General features: G+C 64.3%; 13 protein-coding genes. 6 read left to right on the forward strand and 7 right to left on the reverse strand.

The window, feature by feature from the left end; genetic code table 11:
* Positions 1 to 149: 149 nt before the first annotated feature.
* Positions 150 to 1,325, forward strand: a complete 1,176-nt coding sequence (locus tag E5162_RS13530) for an FAD-dependent oxidoreductase (protein ID WP_135945807.1) — start codon at positions 150 to 152, stop codon at positions 1,323 to 1,325.
* Here E5162_RS13530 and E5162_RS13535 read toward each other — a convergent pair.
* The gene (locus E5162_RS13535) at positions 1,322 to 2,233 is read right to left on the reverse strand and encodes a LysR family transcriptional regulator (RefSeq protein WP_135945808.1); all 912 of its coding nucleotides are present in this window, start codon (positions 2,231 to 2,233) and stop codon (positions 1,322 to 1,324) included. The two genes, E5162_RS13530 and E5162_RS13535, sit on opposite strands and share 4 nt — an antisense overlap.
* Before the next feature lie 301 nt (positions 2,234 to 2,534).
* Here E5162_RS13535 and E5162_RS13540 point away from each other — a divergent pair, with 301 nt between their 5' ends.
* Positions 2,535 to 3,056, forward strand: a complete 522-nt coding sequence (locus E5162_RS13540; RefSeq protein WP_135945809.1) for a fasciclin domain-containing protein — start codon at positions 2,535 to 2,537, stop codon at positions 3,054 to 3,056.
* Positions 3,057 to 3,188: 132 nt separating this feature from the next.
* Here E5162_RS13540 and rimK read toward each other — a convergent pair whose 3' ends face one another.
* Positions 3,189 to 4,634, reverse strand: coding sequence for a 30S ribosomal protein S6--L-glutamate ligase (gene rimK, locus E5162_RS13545; protein WP_135945810.1), 1,446 nt, complete (start codon positions 4,632 to 4,634; stop codon positions 3,189 to 3,191).
* A 217-nt stretch (positions 4,635 to 4,851) separates the two neighbouring features.
* Between rimK and E5162_RS13550 the strand changes: the two genes are divergently transcribed.
* A complete protein-coding gene (locus tag E5162_RS13550; RefSeq protein WP_135945811.1) occupies positions 4,852 to 5,682 on the forward strand; it encodes a pirin family protein in 831 nt (276 codons plus the stop codon).
* A 160-nt stretch (positions 5,683 to 5,842) separates the two neighbouring features.
* Complete coding sequence (locus E5162_RS13555) at positions 5,843 to 6,871, forward strand: glutathione S-transferase family protein (RefSeq protein ID WP_135945812.1); 1,029 nt, start codon at positions 5,843 to 5,845, stop codon at positions 6,869 to 6,871.
* A gap of 251 nt (positions 6,872 to 7,122) precedes the next feature.
* On the opposite strand, the gene metH is transcribed toward E5162_RS13555, so the two are convergent.
* The 5 genes from metH to E5162_RS13580 are packed head-to-tail and all read right to left on the reverse strand — an operon-like array spanning position 7,123 to position 13,175.
* Positions 7,123 to 9,801: a methionine synthase gene (gene metH / locus E5162_RS13560; RefSeq protein WP_135945813.1), complete on the reverse strand. Its 2,679-nt coding sequence runs from the start codon at positions 9,799 to 9,801 to the stop codon at positions 7,123 to 7,125.
* Positions 9,798 to 10,229: a gamma-glutamylcyclotransferase family protein gene (locus E5162_RS13565; RefSeq protein ID WP_135945814.1), complete on the reverse strand. Its 432-nt coding sequence runs from the start codon at positions 10,227 to 10,229 to the stop codon at positions 9,798 to 9,800. Before E5162_RS13565 ends, metH begins: the two co-directional genes overlap by 4 nt.
* Positions 10,226 to 11,290, reverse strand: coding sequence for a homocysteine S-methyltransferase family protein (locus tag E5162_RS13570; RefSeq protein WP_135945815.1), 1,065 nt, complete (start codon positions 11,288 to 11,290; stop codon positions 10,226 to 10,228). Before E5162_RS13570 ends, E5162_RS13565 begins: the two co-directional genes overlap by 4 nt.
* Complete coding sequence (metF, locus tag E5162_RS13575) at positions 11,287 to 12,177, reverse strand: methylenetetrahydrofolate reductase [NAD(P)H] (RefSeq protein WP_135945828.1); 891 nt, start codon at positions 12,175 to 12,177, stop codon at positions 11,287 to 11,289. Before metF ends, E5162_RS13570 begins: the two co-directional genes overlap by 4 nt.
* Before the next feature lie 5 nt (positions 12,178 to 12,182).
* Complete coding sequence (locus E5162_RS13580) at positions 12,183 to 13,175, reverse strand: ArsR/SmtB family transcription factor (RefSeq protein ID WP_135945816.1); 993 nt, start codon at positions 13,173 to 13,175, stop codon at positions 12,183 to 12,185.
* A gap of 224 nt (positions 13,176 to 13,399) precedes the next feature.
* On the opposite strand from E5162_RS13580, the gene E5162_RS13585 reads away from it, so the two are divergent.
* Together E5162_RS13585 and E5162_RS13590 are read left to right on the forward strand one after the other, a co-directional pair.
* Complete coding sequence (locus E5162_RS13585; protein ID WP_135945817.1) at positions 13,400 to 14,173, forward strand: MlaA family lipoprotein; 774 nt, start codon at positions 13,400 to 13,402, stop codon at positions 14,171 to 14,173.
* 37 nt (positions 14,174 to 14,210) lie between these two features.
* Positions 14,211 to 14,852 (forward strand): MlaC/ttg2D family ABC transporter substrate-binding protein, encoded by a 642-nt coding sequence (locus E5162_RS13590; RefSeq protein WP_135945818.1) that lies wholly within the window; start codon positions 14,211 to 14,213, stop codon positions 14,850 to 14,852.
* Positions 14,853 to 15,851: the final 999 nt, after the last annotated feature.

Below are 15,851 nucleotides of genomic sequence, written 5' to 3' on the forward strand. Positions count from 1 at the left end.
TAGCGCGAACACGGTAAACGCCATCATAGCCAAGCTGCCCGCCTCGCCTACCCCGTGCCCGGGCCGAATATTGCGCGCCTTCCACCTATTGGAGCCCGCCTCACAACCGCTTAATCAGGTATCGAGCCGGGCTCACGGGGGAAGCGGCGATGCACATTGCGATTATCGGAAGCGGCATCGCCGGACTGGCCAGCGCAACCCAACTGGCGCGCACCGGACATCGCGTGACCGTCTTCGAGCGATTTGAGTCTCCGCGCCCGCTCGGCGCGGGGCTGCTGCTCCAGCCCTCCGGACTGGGTGCGCTGGAAACGCTCGGGCTTCGGCAGGAGGCGCAACGGCGTGGCGCGCGCATCTCACGCCTGATCGGCCGGACTCCGAAGGGGCGCACGGTGCTCGATCTTCGCTATTGTGATGGCCGCCCGGGCGATACCGGCTACGGCATTCACCGTGCGAGCCTGTTCGACATGCTCTACCAGGCCGCGCGCGAGGCCGGAGTGACCTGGCGATCAGGCCGCGAAGTCACTGGATTCGACGGGTGTGACCGCCCCCGGCCTATTATCGACGGACAGCCCGAAGACGCGTTCGACCTCGCGCTCGTGTGCGACGGCTCGGCGTCCGGCCTGCGCGACCAGGTTTGTCCGCAGGCGAGCGCGCCAGTCTATCCCTGGGGCGCGCTGTGGCGGATCGCCCCGGAGCCGGATGGACGGCGCGAAGGCGAGCTGGAACAAGTCTATGAAGGATGCCGCATCATGGTGGGCCTGTTGCCGGTCGGGGACAATCCTGCCGATCCGTCAGACAGACCCGGAGTGAGCTTCTTCTGGTCAATCCGGCATAGCGAACTGGACGCCTGGCGCGCGCAGGGTCTCGCGCCCTTTCGCGAGGAACTCGCACGCATCTGGCCGAAAGCCGCCCGTGTCGACGGCGACGTCGCGGAGCCCGGCGAGTATGCCCATGCGGTGTACCGCGATGTACGCTGTCCGCGCTGGCGGCGTGGTCACGTCCTGCTGATGGGCGATGCCGCGCACGGCATGAGCCCGCAACTGGGTCAGGGGGCGAATCTGGCCCTGTGCGACGCGGTGGAGCTGGCCCTCAGCCTGCGCGATCATGCTCCGCTTACGCACGCCATCCGCCACTGGGAGGCGCGCCGCAGACGGGCCGCACGCTATTACACCTGGATGAGCTGGGCGCTGACGCCGGTCTTCCAGTCCTCGTCAAGGCTTCTGGGCCGGGCGCGCGACCTGGCCCTGGGGCTGGGCTGCCGGATGCCGGTCATTCGCGGCTGGATGGCGTGGACGCTGACCGGGCGGGGACGCACACCGTTCTAGCGCTTCGCCCCGCCCTGCTCGAACCCGTCCTTGAACCAGTCGACGAGAAAATCGACGAAAAGCCGAACGCGGTGGGCCAGGTAGCGATTGGACGGGAAGACCGCCCACAGGTCGCGGTGATCGGGCTCCCACCCGTCCAGCAGCGGCACGACCTTGCCCTCGGCCAGCGCCTGCTCGGCTGCCCAGGCCGGTGAGCAGGCAATGCCCGCTCCGGCCGCTGCGGCGCAGACCGCAGCCCTCGCCCCGTTCAGGGTGAGGCGTCCATTCACCCGCGCCTCGACGATTTCGTTACCGCGCGTGTAGCGCCACTGGTTGGGCGCGGGCTTGTTGCGGTCGATGATGCACAGATGGCGCGACAGATCGTCGGGGTGCACGGGGGCACCGTGCTCGCCGAGATAGTCCGGACTGGCGATCGTGGTCATGCAGGCGCCCGCGAGGCGTTTGGCAATCAGCGAGGAGTCGGTGAGATGACCGATGCGCACACCCAGATCATAGCCCTCGTCCACCAGATCGACCATGCGATCGGCAAGCTCCAGCCGGATTTCCACTTCGGGCCATTTCGCCATGAAGGCCGTGACCGGTTCGATCAGACGCGCCGCGCCGAAATCGACCGGTGCCGAGACACGCAGCAAGCCGGCAGCCTTGCCGGTCTCGGTCACCAGCCCGTTCTCGATCGCTTCGTATTCGATCAGCCAGGGACGAACCCGGTCGAGCAGAGCCTGGCCGGCATCGGTCAGGCGAACCGACCGCGTCGTGCGTTCAAGCAGACGGGCCTGCAAGCGCTCTTCCAGAGCCGAGATCTGCTTGGAGGCCGCGCCCGGGGTCATTCCCATGCGGTCGGCGGCTTTGGTGAAGCTCTCCAGCTCCGCCACGACAGAAAACAGCCTCAGGGAGTCAATTCGGTCCATGTCGTTTCCGATGCGGAAATAATGAGCAGGCTCTCTCTTAGATTAGCCCGGCAACGCAGTCATCCATCTTTGTGCGATCCAGGCGTGTGGAACACAGCGTAGACAGGCCTGTACGGGCCGTGGTCGGCATCTGCGCCCCGATAAAAGTTAAATTTTTCTGCTTCTAAATTATTATCTTGCGATCCAGTTGCGGGGCTGCGCCGTAGGAGTGTGTGTTCCGCACGATGCGGAGCAGCCGGCCCGATATGATTTCGTGTCGGCCTCCCCACCAAGACGAACCCCTCCAAGGAGGAGATTTACAATGCGTCTTACCGCCCTTCTTTCGACCGCCGCCCTCGCCGCCACCGCAGTGGCCGCTCCGGCTCTCGCCGATCATCACGGCTCGTCCGATCATGACGCCATGCAGGCCGACATTGTCGACACCGCGATCAACGCCGACGATTTCAACACGCTGGTCGCTGCGGTTCAGGCCGCCGACCTGGTCGACGCCCTCAAGGCTGACGGCCCGTTCACCGTGTTCGCACCGACCGACGCGGCGTTTGCTGCGCTGCCGGCCGGCACCGTCGACACGCTTCTCGAACCCGAGAACAAGGACCAGCTGACCTCGGTTCTGACCTATCACGTGGTCCCGGGTGAATACATGGCGGCCGATACCGCGGCCGGAACGTATGAGCTGGACACCCTGCAGGGCGACAGCGTCACGGTCGTCGTCTCCGACGACGGTTCGGTCACGGTTGACGGCGCCAATGTCGTGTCCGCCGATGTGGACGCCTCCAACGGCGTGATCCACGTGATCGACGCCGTGATCATGCCGGGCGAATAAATCGCTCGCTTAGCCTGACGCGCAGCCGGCCGGTTCATCGTCCCCTCGATCGGCCGGCGCGCAAAAGAGCCCGCGATCCGCATGGATCGCGGGCTCTTCTATGCGTTCGACAGACTTCGGTTCCGGGTGAAATCACCCCCCCTGGTCAGGAGTGCCACCGCCAGCTCCGCTTGCCGCCGATGCCGAGGATTTGGCGCGCGTGCGCCGGCGCGGCACGCTGACCGCGCGCACATGGGACTCGATATGGTCGAGCAGGATGCCCGCAATATCCTTGCCCGAGCTTTTCTCGATACCCTCCAGACCCGGCGAGGAGTTGACCTCCAGCACTTTGGGTCCGGTCTCCGAGCGCAGCAGATCGACCCCGCACACGGCCAGTCCCATGGACTTGGCGGCCCGTATGGCGGTCCGGCGCTCTTCCTTGGTGATGCGCACGCGGGTGGCTTCCCCGCCGCGATGAAGGTTGGAGCGGAACTCGCCGGGCTGCGCCTTGCGCTTCATCGAGGCGATCACCCGGCCGCCGACGACCAGGGTGCGGATGTCCTCGCCGGCCGCTTCCTTGACGAATTCCTGCACGATGAAGTTCGCGTCCAGCCCCCGGAACGCATCGATCACGCTCTCGGCCGCCTTTGTGGTTTCCGCCAGCACCACGCCCTTGCCCTGGGTACTTTCCAGCAGCTTCACCACAAGCGGCGCCCCGCCGACATGGCTGACAAGGTTCTTGGTATCCTTGGGCGAGTGGGCAAAGGCCGTCGTCGGCATGCCGATCCCGGCGCGGGCCAGGATCTGGTGGGCGTAAAGCTTGTCCCGGCTGGCCCCGATGGCTTCGGCGTTGTTGAGGATATAGGCGCCGGTCATCTCGAACTGGCGCAGCACCGCCATGCCGTAATTGGTCATCGACGCACCGATGCGCGGAATGATGGCATCATAGCGCGGCAGCTTGCGGCCATCGTAATACACCGCCGGGGAGAGCGCATTGATCGCGATGGTGCAGCGGGCCGTGTTGATCATCTCGGCGACGTGTCCGCGTGCCTCGGCGACCTCCTTGAGGCGCTGGGAGGAATAATTCTTCGGCTCGCGCGTCAGGATTGCGATGCGCAACGGGCGCTTGACCGGCTTGCGGCGCGGAAAATCCTTGTACAGCTCGAAGCTGAGCGCATTTTGCGCGCACGACGTGGTCGGACTGACCACCATATCGTCCAGAATGGCGGCCCGGCCGAGCAGCATGCGGTACTGCATCGTCTCGCGATTGGTCAGCGTGACCTCGATCGGCCACTCGCGCTCGCCTATTCTGACGCGCGCCTCGATGACCCAGCGCAATTCTGTTTCGCCGTTCGAACTGGTGACCTCGCGCCGGTCGACCACGGGCGCCGCGCACGTCACCTCGACCTCGGGATCCTCGGGAACGGGGTGCATGACGAAGCGGACCTGCAGATTGTCATCGGGTCCGAACGGCTCGATGGAAACCGCATGCAGCGCCGATGTGCGCGCCCCGGTATCCACCTTGGCCTTGATGGCCGGAAGACCGAGCCCGGGAAAGGCGGCCCACTCCTCCCATCCCAAAACGAAAGGATCACTCATATCGCGTGTCAGGTCCTGTTCTGCTGACGGGAATGCCGGCGGCCTTCGCTTAGCCCGGCGCCTATGGCGGCGTCTACCGGCCTGTACCGGACGAAACGCTCCCGCCGTTCGAGCGTTTCCATTCAGGAAACAGAGCTCGTCCACGCCGGGGCTCGATACCCGCGCCAGCCTGCCCCATCTCATAGGAAACGCAATACCGGCCAGGGAGACCCGATCAATGGCAATCCGGACTTTGAAGCAAATCACCAGAGGCATGCCGGCGTCCGACGGCGCGGGCGTGAAGCTGACGCGCATGCTCGGCACGCCCTCGCTGCGCACGCTGGACCCGTTCTTGATGCTGGACCATTTTCATTCGGACAATCCGGGCGACTATCTCGCCGGATTCCCGTCCCACCCGCACCGCGGGTTCGAAACCGTGACCTACATGATCGCGGGCAAGATGCGCCATAAGGACAACAAGGGTCATGAGGGCGTGATCGAGCCGGGCGGCGTGCAGTGGATGACCGCAGCAGGCGGCATCATCCATTCCGAAATGCCCGAGCAGGAAGACGGGCTGATGAGCGGCTTCCAGCTCTGGATCAACCTGCCCAAGGCCGAAAAAATGAAACCGGCCGGCTATCAGGAATTCGACGAGGCCGGGATTCCCGCCGATGAGCGCGACGGCGTCGTCGCCAAGATCGTCACCGGCAAGACCTCGACCGGTGTCGAAGGTCCGGTCGGCGGCGTGACGGTCGAGCCCTTCTATGCCGAATTGCGCATGGAAGCGGGCGCCGTGTTCGAGGAGCCGATCGGCGATGAGAAGACGACGTTCGCGGCCGTCCATACCGGCTCGATCAGCGTGGAGGGGCAGACACTGGACACGTCCGAGCTCGGCGTCTTCGGCCCCGGCAAGACGGTCCGGTTCACGGCAGGCCCCAAGGGCGCACGCGTCATGCTGGCCGCCGGCAAACCCATCGGGGAACCGATCGTGTGGGCCGGCCCGTTCGTCATGACCACCGAGGGCGAAGTGCGCCAGGCCATGGCCGATTTCCAGAACGGCCGCTTCTAGAGCCTTTTTAGTATGGCGCTGAACCCGCCTCGGGTTCGATAGCGTTCTCAAACACCCCATTGGAGCATCTTCATCGAGTCTGAAAACCGATGAAGATGCTCTACCCGGAGCCCTCCCCGGGACTACCCCACGCAATTAACCGACATTGAAAGGAAGACTCATGGGCCTCCTGATCGACGGCGAATGGCACGACAAATGGTATGATACCGAGTCAACCGGCGGAAAATTCAAACGCTCCCAGAGCAAGTTTCGAAACTGGGTCACCGCCGATGGCGAGCCCGGCCCCTCCGGAGAGGGCGGTTTCAAGGCAGAGCCGGGGCGCTATCATTTGTATGTCTCGCTCGCCTGTCCGTGGGCTCACCGCACGCTGATCTTCCGCCGTCTGAAGGGGCTGGAAGACATGATCTCGCTGTCGGTCGTCCACTGGCTGATGAAGGATCAGGGCTGGACCTTCAAGGACGGGCCGGGCGTAATCCCCGATCCCATCCACGACGCCGACTATCTGCGCGAGGTCTATCTGGCCGCGGAGCCGGAGATGACCGGACGGGTCACCGTGCCTGTCCTGTGGGACAAGAAGCGGGAAACGATCGTCTCGAACGAAAGCGCGGAAATCATCCGCATGTTCAACTCCGCGTTCGACGAGGTCGGGGCCGCGAAGGGCGACTACTATCCGGAATCGCTTCGCGCCGAGATCGACCAGGTCAATTCGCGTGTCTATGACGACATCAATAACGGCGTCTACAAGGCGGGCTTCGCGACCGGCCAGGACGCGTATGAAGAGGCCGTGACGACCCTGTTCGACGCGCTCGACTGGCTCGAAGACCGGCTGTCGGACGGGCGTCCCTACCTGATGGGCGAAGCGCTGACCGAGGCCGACTGGCGTCTCTACACGACGCTGGTGCGTTTCGATCCGGTCTATCACGGCCACTTCAAGTGCAATCTGAAGCGCCTGACCGAATACGAGAACCTGGCGGCCTACGGGCGGCGGCTGCACGGCCATGACGATATCGGCGAACTCTTCAATCTCGAGCACGCCAAGCGTCACTATTACGAAAGTCACGACATGGTGAACCCGACCGGAGTCGTACCGCTCGGTCCGCGCAACCATATTGCCGATGGACAAGAGAGTTCAGGCCCGCATGTCCGCGAAGCCGGGCCGCGCAAGATGCGGCCGGGAAGTGCAATCTAGAGGAACCGGGGCGGGAAAGGTTTCGTTAATACGCTGACCACACCGGGCCGCATGGCCCACCCGCCCCGGGACGAGGCGGCGCTGGATTTGGCGGACATCTCGCAGCGAGATCGTCGCCCTGGCCGCCGCGGAACGCCAAAGAGCCCCGCTCTTGAGGCGCCGTCCCATGCACAGGACGCGTTATCATGTTTATCCGGCTTACCATCATGGCTATGTGCGCGATGTTCGTCATCGTCACGATGTAAGACCGCCTACTCGGCCGCATCCATGACATCCGCCTTCTGGCTGTCCGGGTCATAGCCCAGGATCGGCGCCAGATGGCGTTCGGCCTCCTCCAGGCTCCACCCCTTGCGCGCGGCATAGTCTTCCACCTGGTCCTTCGCAATCCGCCCGACCGCGAAGTAAGCACTCTCGGGATGGGCGAAGTACAGCCCGGCTACCGAAGCGGGCGGATTCATCGCCCGGCTCTCGGTCAGGGCGATCCCGGTGTGCTGCGTCGCCTGAAGAAGCTCGAACAGCACATCCTTCTCGGTGTGGTCGGGCTGGGCCGGATAGCCGGCAGCCGGACGGATACCGGCATAGTTTTCCCCGATCAGCTGCTCGGTCGTGAGCGACTCCTCCGGCGCATAGCCCCAGATTTCCTTGCGGACGCGTTCGTGCAGATACTCGGCGAAGGCCTCCGCAAAGCGGTCGGCCAGCGCCTTGAACATGATTTCCGAATAGTCGTCCTTGTCGGCCTTGAACCGGGCGATGATGTCGTCCTCGTCGGTCCCGGCCGTGACGGCGAACCCGCCCACATAATCGGGTTGGGTCTCTGAGACGAAGTCACAGATCGTCAGATAGGGCCGGTCGCCGCTCTTCTCGCTTTGCTGGCGCAAGCCATGGAACTTGCCCGCGACCGCCTTGCGGTCCTCGTCGGCAAAGACCTCGATATCGTCGCCGACGCGCTGCGCCGGCCACAGGCCCACCACCCCCTTGGGATGGAGCCAGTCCTCGTCGACCATCTGGCGCAGCATCTTCTGGCCATCCTCGAACAGCTCGCGCGCGGCCTGTCCGCGATTGGGGTCGTCGAAAATCTTCGGATAGGTGCCCTTCATGTCCCAGGACATGAAGAAGGGCGTCCAGTCGAGATAGGGCTCGAGATCCTTCAGGCGCACATCCTCGATCGCGGTCACGCCCATCTGCTTCGGCTTGACCGGCGTATAACCGTCCTTGTCGGGGTCGAAGGCCTTTTCGCGCGCCTTCTCGAGGGGCAGCCGCGTCTTGGCATTGCGGTTGCGAGCGCGGGTGACGCGGATTTTCTCGAATTTCTCCCGGGTCTCTTCCCAGAACGCCTCGCGCTTGTCCGACAGCAGCTTGGACACCACGCCGACCGCGCGGCTGGCATCGTGAACGTGGATGATCGGCGCGCGGTTATAGGCCGGTTCGATCTTGACCGCGGTGTGGGCCGGGCTGGTCGTTGCTCCGCCGATCATCAGCGGCAGGTCGAAGCCCTCGCGCTGCATCTCGCTGGCGACGATCACCATTTCATCCAGCGACGGGGTGATGAGACCGGACAGGCCGATGACGTCGGCCTTCTCCTTGCGCGCGGTCTCCAGAATCTTGTCCGGCGGCACCATCACGCCGAGATCGACGACGTCATAGCCATTACATTGCAGGACCACGCCGACGATATTCTTGCCGATATCGTGCACGTCGCCCTTCACGGTCGCCATCACGATCTTGCCGGCCGGCTCGTCGGCCAGACCCATCTCCTCGCGCTCTTTTTCCATGTAGGGGAAAAGGTGGCCGACCGCCTTCTTCATCACGCGCGCCGACTTGACCACCTGGGGCAGGAACATCTTGCCCGCGCCGAACAGGTCGCCGACGACATTCATGCCGTCCATCAGCGGGCCTTCGATGACATGAAGCGGGCGCTCCGACTTCAGGCGCATCTCCTCGGTGTCGTCGATGATGTGCTCGGTGATGCCCTTGACCAGCGCGTGCTTCAGGCGCTCCTCGACCGATCTGGAACGCCATTCGGCGTCGACCTTTTCCTTCTTCGAGCCGTCGCCGCGATACCCTTCGGCCGCTTCGAGCAGGCGCTCGGTGGCGTCGTCGCGCCGGTTCAGGATCACGTCTTCGACCAGATCGCGCAGCTTGGGGTCGATCTCGTCATAGATCTCCAGCTGGCCGGCATTGACGATCGCCATGTCGAGGCCCGCCGGAATGGCATGATAGAGGAAGACCGAGTGCATCGCCTGACGCACGGGCTCATTACCGCGGAAGGAGAAGGAGATGTTCGACAGGCCGCCGGAGACATGACAGCCGGGCAGGTTCTCGCGAATCCGTTTGGTCGCCTCGATGAAGTCGACCGCGTAATTGTTGTGTTCCTCGATGCCGGTGGCGACCGCGAAGATGTTGGGGTCGAAGATGATGTCCTCGGGCGCGAAGCCGACCTCGTCGACCAGGATCTTGTAGGCGCGTTCGCAAATCTCGTACTTGCGGTCGGCGGTGTCGGCCTGGCCGACCTCGTCGAACGCCATCACCACGACGGCCGCGCCATATGACTGGCAGATGCGCGCCTGCTCGCGGAACTGGTCCTCGCCCTCCTTCATGGAGATCGAGTTGACGATGCACTTGCCCTGGACCCATTTCAGGCCGGTCTCGATGACGTCGAACTTGGACGAGTCGATCATCACCGGCACGCGGGCGATATCCGGCTCGGTCGCGGCCAGCTTGAGAAAGGTCTCCATCGCCTCGGCCGAGTCCAGCAAGCCCTCATCCATGTTCACATCGATGATCTGGGCGCCGTTCTCCACCTGCTGGCGGGCAACATCCAGCGCCGTCGCGTAGTCGCCGTCCTTGATCAGCTTGCGGAATTTGGCCGAGCCCGTGACGTTCGTGCGCTCGCCGACATTGACGAAATTGTTGGAGGCTTGCGTACTCATATCCGTGCTTTCCCCGCTTCCAGCGGCCAGTTGCCCTCGGCGACGTCGGGTGCGCCCCCGGCGGGCTTGGCGTACCAGTAGATCCAGGCGCTCTGCCCGGTTGGCTTGGCGTCGTCGTCCAGAATTTCAGTGCGGCGCCGGACATAGAGCGAGCGGGCCGGGTCGCCGGCATCCACGCCTTCAAATTCGTCCAGCGCGCCGATCAGACCTGCGTCGTCCAGGCGGTAGACTTGGCCGTGGCACAGCGTGTCTCCGTCCATCGCGCCCGGAAATCCGCCGAGATCCACCAGGCGCCCTCTGAAACGGCATGCCTCCTGGAAGGCACCGCCGCCCTTCAGGTCGATATGCTCGGGCGCTCCACGCGCCCCGCTCTTCAGCAGCCCGTAGAAGATGAACAGATCGCCGCTCTGGACCGGTCCGTTGATCATGATGCCAGCTCGAACGGTTCCAGGCCGGACAGGCGCATGGCGCGGGGGCGTTTCGGGATTTCGCGCGCCGGGTGGCCGCGTGCGGCCTTCGCGATGGCGGCAATATGCTCAGGCGTCGTACCGCAGCATCCGCCCACGATATTGACCAGGCCGTTTTCCGCCCAGTCGGCGATGAAAGCCGCGGTCTCGTCCGGCGTCTCGTCATACTCGCCCATCGCGTTGGGCAGGCCGGCATTGGGATAGGCCAGCACGCGTGTCTCCGCGATGCGGCTCATCTCGCGCACATAGGTGCGCAATTCCTTGCCGCCGAGTGCGCAGTTCAGACCGACCGCCCAGGGTTTGGCATGACGCACCGAATTCCAGAAGGCTTCGGTCGTCTGGCCCGACAGGGTGCGTCCGGAGGCATCCGTGATCGTGCCTGAAATCAGAACCGGGATATCCGCGTCGATCGTGCCCGCGCTTCGAAGATCCAGCAGAGCCTTGATCGCCGCCTTGGCGTTCAGCGTGTCGAAGATCGTCTCGATCAGGAAGAAGTCGACATGCTCGGCCATGGCCTCGATCTGGCGCGAATAGGCCGCGTGGACGTCATCGAAGCTGACATCGCGATAGCCCGGATCTTCCACGTCGGGGGAAATCGACAGCGTCTTGTTGGTCGGCCCGATGGCGCCAGCGACAAAGCGCGGCGACCCGGTTTCCTCGGCCACCTGGTCGGCGGCAAGCCGGGCCAGGCGCGCGCCTTCGGACGCAATCTCGTTGGCCAGATCCTGCATCGAATAATCGGCCTGCGCGATCGTGGTGGCGGAGAAGGTGTTGGTCTCCACCATGTCCGCCCCGGCCTCGAAATAGGCGCGGTGAACCTTCACCACCGCATCCGGGCTGGCCAGGTTGAGCACATCGTTATTGCCCTTCAGCGGAGAGTCCCAGTCGGCAAAGCGCTCGCCCCGGTAATCCTCTTCCTCCAGCCCCAGGCGCTGGATCTCGGTGCCCATGGCCCCGTCCAGGATGAGAATGCGTTCGCTGGCCAGCTCTTCTGCGGCCTTCAGTCGGTCCTGACGGGTCATGCGTCCTCCAGCTCGGCCGGTTTCAGGCCCAGGAGACGGCAGGTGGACAGCGCCATTGCCGCCTTGTTGAGCGTGTAGAAGTGGAATTGGTCGACGCCGTCCTTCTGCAGGGCGGTGCACAGATTGGCCGCGAGATTGGCGGTCACCATCTCGCGCGTCTTCACATCGTCATCCAGGCCTTCATAGAGCTCGTCCATCCATTGCGGGATCGACGCGCCGCACATGGAGGCCATCCGCTTGAGACCCTTGAAGTTGGGTTGCAGCATGATGCCGGGCACGATCGGAATATCGATCCCGGCCTTCCGCGCCCGGTCGCGATAGCGGAAGAAGACCTCCGGATCGAAGAAGAACTGCGTGATGGCGCGCGTCGCACCGTTGTCGATCTTCTGCTTGAGCAGGTCGAGATCGTACTCCCACGTCGCGCTTTCGGGATGCTTCTCCGGATAGCAGCCGACCGAAATCTCGAAATCGGCGACCTTCTTGATCCCGGCGGCCAGCTCCGCGCCGTTGGCGTAACCGCCCGGATGGGGCGTGTAGCATTCGCCGATGCCCCCGGGCGGATCGCCGCGCAGAGCGACGATATGGCGGACGCCCGCCGCCCAGTAATCGCGGATGACATCGTCGATTTCCTCGCACGTCGCCGACACGCAGGTCAGGTGCGCGGCCGGTTTCAGCGAGGTTTCCGTCACGATGCGCCGAACCGTGCGATGGGTGCGGTCGCGCGTCGAGCCGCCCGCGCCATAGGTCACCGAGACGAAGGCCGGGTCCATCGGCTCCAGCCGGCTGATGGAATCCCAGAGCCGGGCCTCCATCTCGTCATTCTTCGGCGGAAAGAACTCGAAGGAGACTTTCGCAGGCGCGAGAGAATCGCGCGGGGGTTGAGTCATCCAGCTCATTGGACAGGCTCCGTTGATTGCGCAGTGAGCCCGGCCGCCGTGCTGGCGGCAACGCGCTTTTCCGCAGTCCAGATCAGAACAGTAAGGGCCGCTGCAGGATCGTCGGGCTCCAGCGTCGTGACGTTCGCCGGGCCGAGCCCGGACTCCTCGAGCCAGCCGGCAATCTCGTCCGGCTCGAAGCCGAGCCGGCGATGATGGTGTTCGGCACGCAGCACTTCATGGCCGTGGGGCGCGAAGTCGACGACGATCAACCGACCGCCCGGCGCCATCACCCGGCCGCACTCGTGCAGCGCCCGCTGGGGGTCGTCGAGATAGTGGAGCACCTGGTGCATCGTCACCAGGTCTGCCGTTCCCGTATCGATCGGCAGCGCGCCGGCATCGGCCTGGCGCACGAAGCGGTCGGTCAGCCCGGCATCGGCGATTTTCGAACGGGCGACGTTCAACATTTCGTGAGAGAGATCGATCCCGATTCCGTCGCGCGCCACGTCCGCAAACAGCTCAAGGATCCGTCCCGTCCCGGTCCCGACATCGAGATGCAGCTTGAACGGGCCGGGACCGGCCGCAGCGCGCAGCGCCTCCTCCACCTCGGCTTCGGGAAAATAGAGCGCGCGGATCTTCTGCCAGTTATCGGCCGCGTTCTCGAAATAGCGCCGGGCCGCGTCCGCGCGAATCTGTTTCACCTTGGCCAGACGCTGCAGGTCGCGCGCGAGGTCGGCATCCTCGGCGTGGGCCATCTCGTCGATGAGGGCGGCCAGCTTCTCGCCCACGGCGTTCTTGGCCAGGCGGTAGAACACCCAGGCGCCTTCGGGCAGGCGCTCGGCCAGGCCGGCATCGACCAGCATCTTCAGATGACGGCTGACGCGCGGCTGGCTCTGCCCGAGAATCTGCATCAGCTCGCTGACGGTCAGCTCGCCGCGATACAGCAAGGTCGTGATGCGCAGCCGGGTTGGCTCGGCCAGGGCGCGCAGCTTCTTGAGCAGGTCTTCCATCAGATGCAGATCCGGATAAACGACATAAAGATATCTTTATGCCATTATCCGATTTCATTCAACGTCTCACCTTTGTGCCGCGCTGTTGCGCAAATGCGCTTGAAATCATCCGCCGGCGAACCGAATTCTGACAAAAACGTTGGTTAGTTCACCCATTCGCCGCGCGCGGCCCAGGTTAGACCCAGGTGGGGACGGGCGCGGACAAAGGAATTTGGAGACTTTGAATGTTAACGACTTTTGTCGGGCGAGCGCGGCGCGCCATCAAACCGGCGCTTGTGATAGGCGTCGCGGCCCTGACCACTGCTTGCGCCAGCCGCGAGCAGGCGGCTGAGACCGGAGACCCGTTCGAGCCGCTCAATCGAGGAATCTACACCGTCAACATGGCGCTCGACGATGCCGTTCTGGAACCGGCTGCCAATGCCTATACCACGGTTACACCGGGGCCGGCCCGCGATGGCGTCCAGAATTTCATGACCAACCTCAACCAGCCCGTGGTGTTCGCCAACACGCTGCTGCAAGGCAATGTGCGCGCCTCGGTCGAGACGTTCGGCCGTTTCACGGTCAACACGATCTTCGGCATTGGCGGCGTATTTGACGTGGCCAGCGCGGCCGGCGTCGAGCAGCACCAGGAAGATTTCGGTCAAACGCTCGCCGTCTGGGGCGTGGCTGACGGGCCCTTCATCATGCTGCCCGTCCTCGGTCCCTCCAGCCTGCGCGACGGCACCGGGCGTTTTGTCGACCGCTACCCGCACCCGCTCAACTGGAACGCCGAATACAGCCAGTCCACCTGGGCCTGGGGCGTTCGCGGCCTGAACGGGCTCGATACCAGAGCCCGCGCCCAGGGCGTGTTCACGACGATGGAGAGCACCGCCATCGATCCCTACGTGCAGGTCCGGTCCGCCTACCGCCAGCTACGCGCCAGCCAGATCGCCAACGAGAATGGCGACGCGTTCGGCGAACTTCCCGATTTCAGCGCCGACTACGACGAAGACGAGTAGGCGCCCCGCCCCCGCTTCTTTCCGAAAGGACATCCCCATGTTCAAGACAACACTGCTTGCCGGCCTCCTGGCCTGCACCACCTTGCTCCCTGCCTACGCGGCCGATGCGAGCCAGGCCGAGGACTTTGTCGAGACCCAGGCCCAGGGTGTGATCACCGTGCTTCAGGACATGCGCGCCGGCGAGCGCGAAATGGCTGAGGTCAAGGCCGATTTCCGCGATCGCATCAACGAGCTTGCGGACGTCGACCGTATTACCAACTTCGTGCTCGGACGCTATCGCCGCGGGGCCGAGCCGGCGACGCTGGAAGAATTCCAGACCGTCTTTCGCGAGTTCGCGATCAACGTCTATGAGAGCGAACTGACCAATTATTCCGGCCAGACGCTGGACGTCACCGGATCGGTCACGCGCGACGAGAATGACTGGGTCGTGCGCTCGCAGGTCTCCGGCGGTCCCGATGGCGATGTCTACGAAGTAAACTGGCGTGTCCAGGAGCGCGACGGAACGTTGAAGGTCCTCGACGCCCAGGTCGCCGGCGTCTGGCTCGCCCAGACCCAGCGCGAACAGATCACTTCGGTCATCGGGAATGCGGGCGGCAACATCCAGGCCGCGATCGACACGCTGTGCGGCCGCATCCAGGACCAGGACGCGGACGATTACGCCCGCGTCTGCGAAGGATAGACTGGCACTCCCCTTTCCCTCCCTCTTTCCCAGCGAAGGCTGGGACCCAGAGGCCGTAGGACGCCGCGCGTCCTCTCTGGATCCTGACTTTCGTCAGGAAAGAGGAGGGGAATATCTCCCCATTTATCCCCCTCCCCGCATTTCACTCCATACTGCTTTCACCTCACCGTGACTGACGGGGGCGCCTTCCGGAGCGTCCGAAGTGTGTGGCGGTGGGGGCGATGCCTCGAGTTCGCGCGGTCTAACGCCCCGTGCGGATGAAAGAGCGGCCGGTGGTGCTGTGCGGTCTGAAATGGCCGCATTCCAGATACCGCCTCGCAGGATCGGGGAGGCGTGAAGGTCCGCCGGGGAGCCGCGTTGCCCCGCTTTAGATCCGGTGGAAACCCCGCGCAGACGTCCCGGCAGTGTCCGGGACACGATCCGGCAGGCAGGTGGAAATCCGCTACGCCAAAGGGTCTGGACGGCTGTAAAATCATCGTGGCGCGGGAGGCCCGTGGGCCTATCACCAAAGCGCACTATTCCTACCGGTTCGCGATCCCTCCCGCGTCCCCCGTCTCTCATCCCTGCGCGGCAACAGCCGGCGCAGGCGAACGTGCTGGGGGTCACACGCACACCCCACGCTGAACCCGCGCCATTCCATCTCCACCCCCGCTCCCCGGCCTGCGCCTGGGAGCGAAGGCAACTGTCTGCGTTTGCCCTCCGATGCTTCGAGGCTCGCCTGACAGCGAGCACCTCAGCATGAGGGGAGTGGGTTGGGGCTATGACTTTGAAATATATTTTCTATATCCGGGTCAGATGTCACCTGCGCCCTCATCCTGAGGTGGCCGCGCAGCGGCCCTCGAAGGATCGGATGACGGCCTTGTCTGTCGGAACCCCGTCCTCTCTGGGTTCCTGTGTGTTGGAGCTGTGCCAGATTAGGGGCGCGAAGGAGACCGTTGGGTTCCTGACCCCCTTTGGGGAGGTCGCGATCCGGCCCGGTCCCTTCGCGCTGAGCTTAAT

Origin of the sequence: Marinicauda pacifica (assembly GCF_004793635.1) — a bacterium.
GTDB lineage: Bacteria > Pseudomonadota > Alphaproteobacteria > Caulobacterales > Maricaulaceae > Marinicauda > Marinicauda pacifica.

Excerpts from the sequence above, each read along its gene's own strand:
- E5162_RS13530 (WP_135945807.1), top strand. The coding sequence starts at position 150 with ATGCACATTGCGATTATCGGAAGCGGCATCGCCGGACTGGCCAGCGCA.
- E5162_RS13535 (WP_135945808.1), bottom strand. The coding sequence starts at position 2,233 with ATGGACCGAATTGACTCCCTGAGGCTGTTTTCTGTCGTGGCGGAGCTG.
- E5162_RS13540 (WP_135945809.1), top strand. The coding sequence starts at position 2,535 with ATGCGTCTTACCGCCCTTCTTTCGACCGCCGCCCTCGCCGCCACCGCA.
- rimK (WP_135945810.1), bottom strand. The coding sequence starts at position 4,634 with ATGAGTGATCCTTTCGTTTTGGGATGGGAGGAGTGGGCCGCCTTTCCC.
- E5162_RS13550 (WP_135945811.1), top strand. The coding sequence starts at position 4,852 with ATGGCAATCCGGACTTTGAAGCAAATCACCAGAGGCATGCCGGCGTCC.
- E5162_RS13555 (WP_135945812.1), top strand. The coding sequence starts at position 5,843 with ATGGGCCTCCTGATCGACGGCGAATGGCACGACAAATGGTATGATACC.
- metH (WP_135945813.1), bottom strand. The coding sequence starts at position 9,801 with ATGAGTACGCAAGCCTCCAACAATTTCGTCAATGTCGGCGAGCGCACG.
- E5162_RS13565 (WP_135945814.1), bottom strand. The coding sequence starts at position 10,229 with ATGATCAACGGACCGGTCCAGAGCGGCGATCTGTTCATCTTCTACGGG.
- E5162_RS13570 (WP_135945815.1), bottom strand. The coding sequence starts at position 11,290 with ATGACCCGTCAGGACCGACTGAAGGCCGCAGAAGAGCTGGCCAGCGAA.
- metF (WP_135945828.1), bottom strand. The coding sequence starts at position 12,177 with ATGACTCAACCCCCGCGCGATTCTCTCGCGCCTGCGAAAGTCTCCTTC.
- E5162_RS13580 (WP_135945816.1), bottom strand. The coding sequence starts at position 13,175 with ATGGAAGACCTGCTCAAGAAGCTGCGCGCCCTGGCCGAGCCAACCCGG.
- E5162_RS13585 (WP_135945817.1), top strand. The coding sequence starts at position 13,400 with ATGTTAACGACTTTTGTCGGGCGAGCGCGGCGCGCCATCAAACCGGCG.
- E5162_RS13590 (WP_135945818.1), top strand. The coding sequence starts at position 14,211 with ATGTTCAAGACAACACTGCTTGCCGGCCTCCTGGCCTGCACCACCTTG.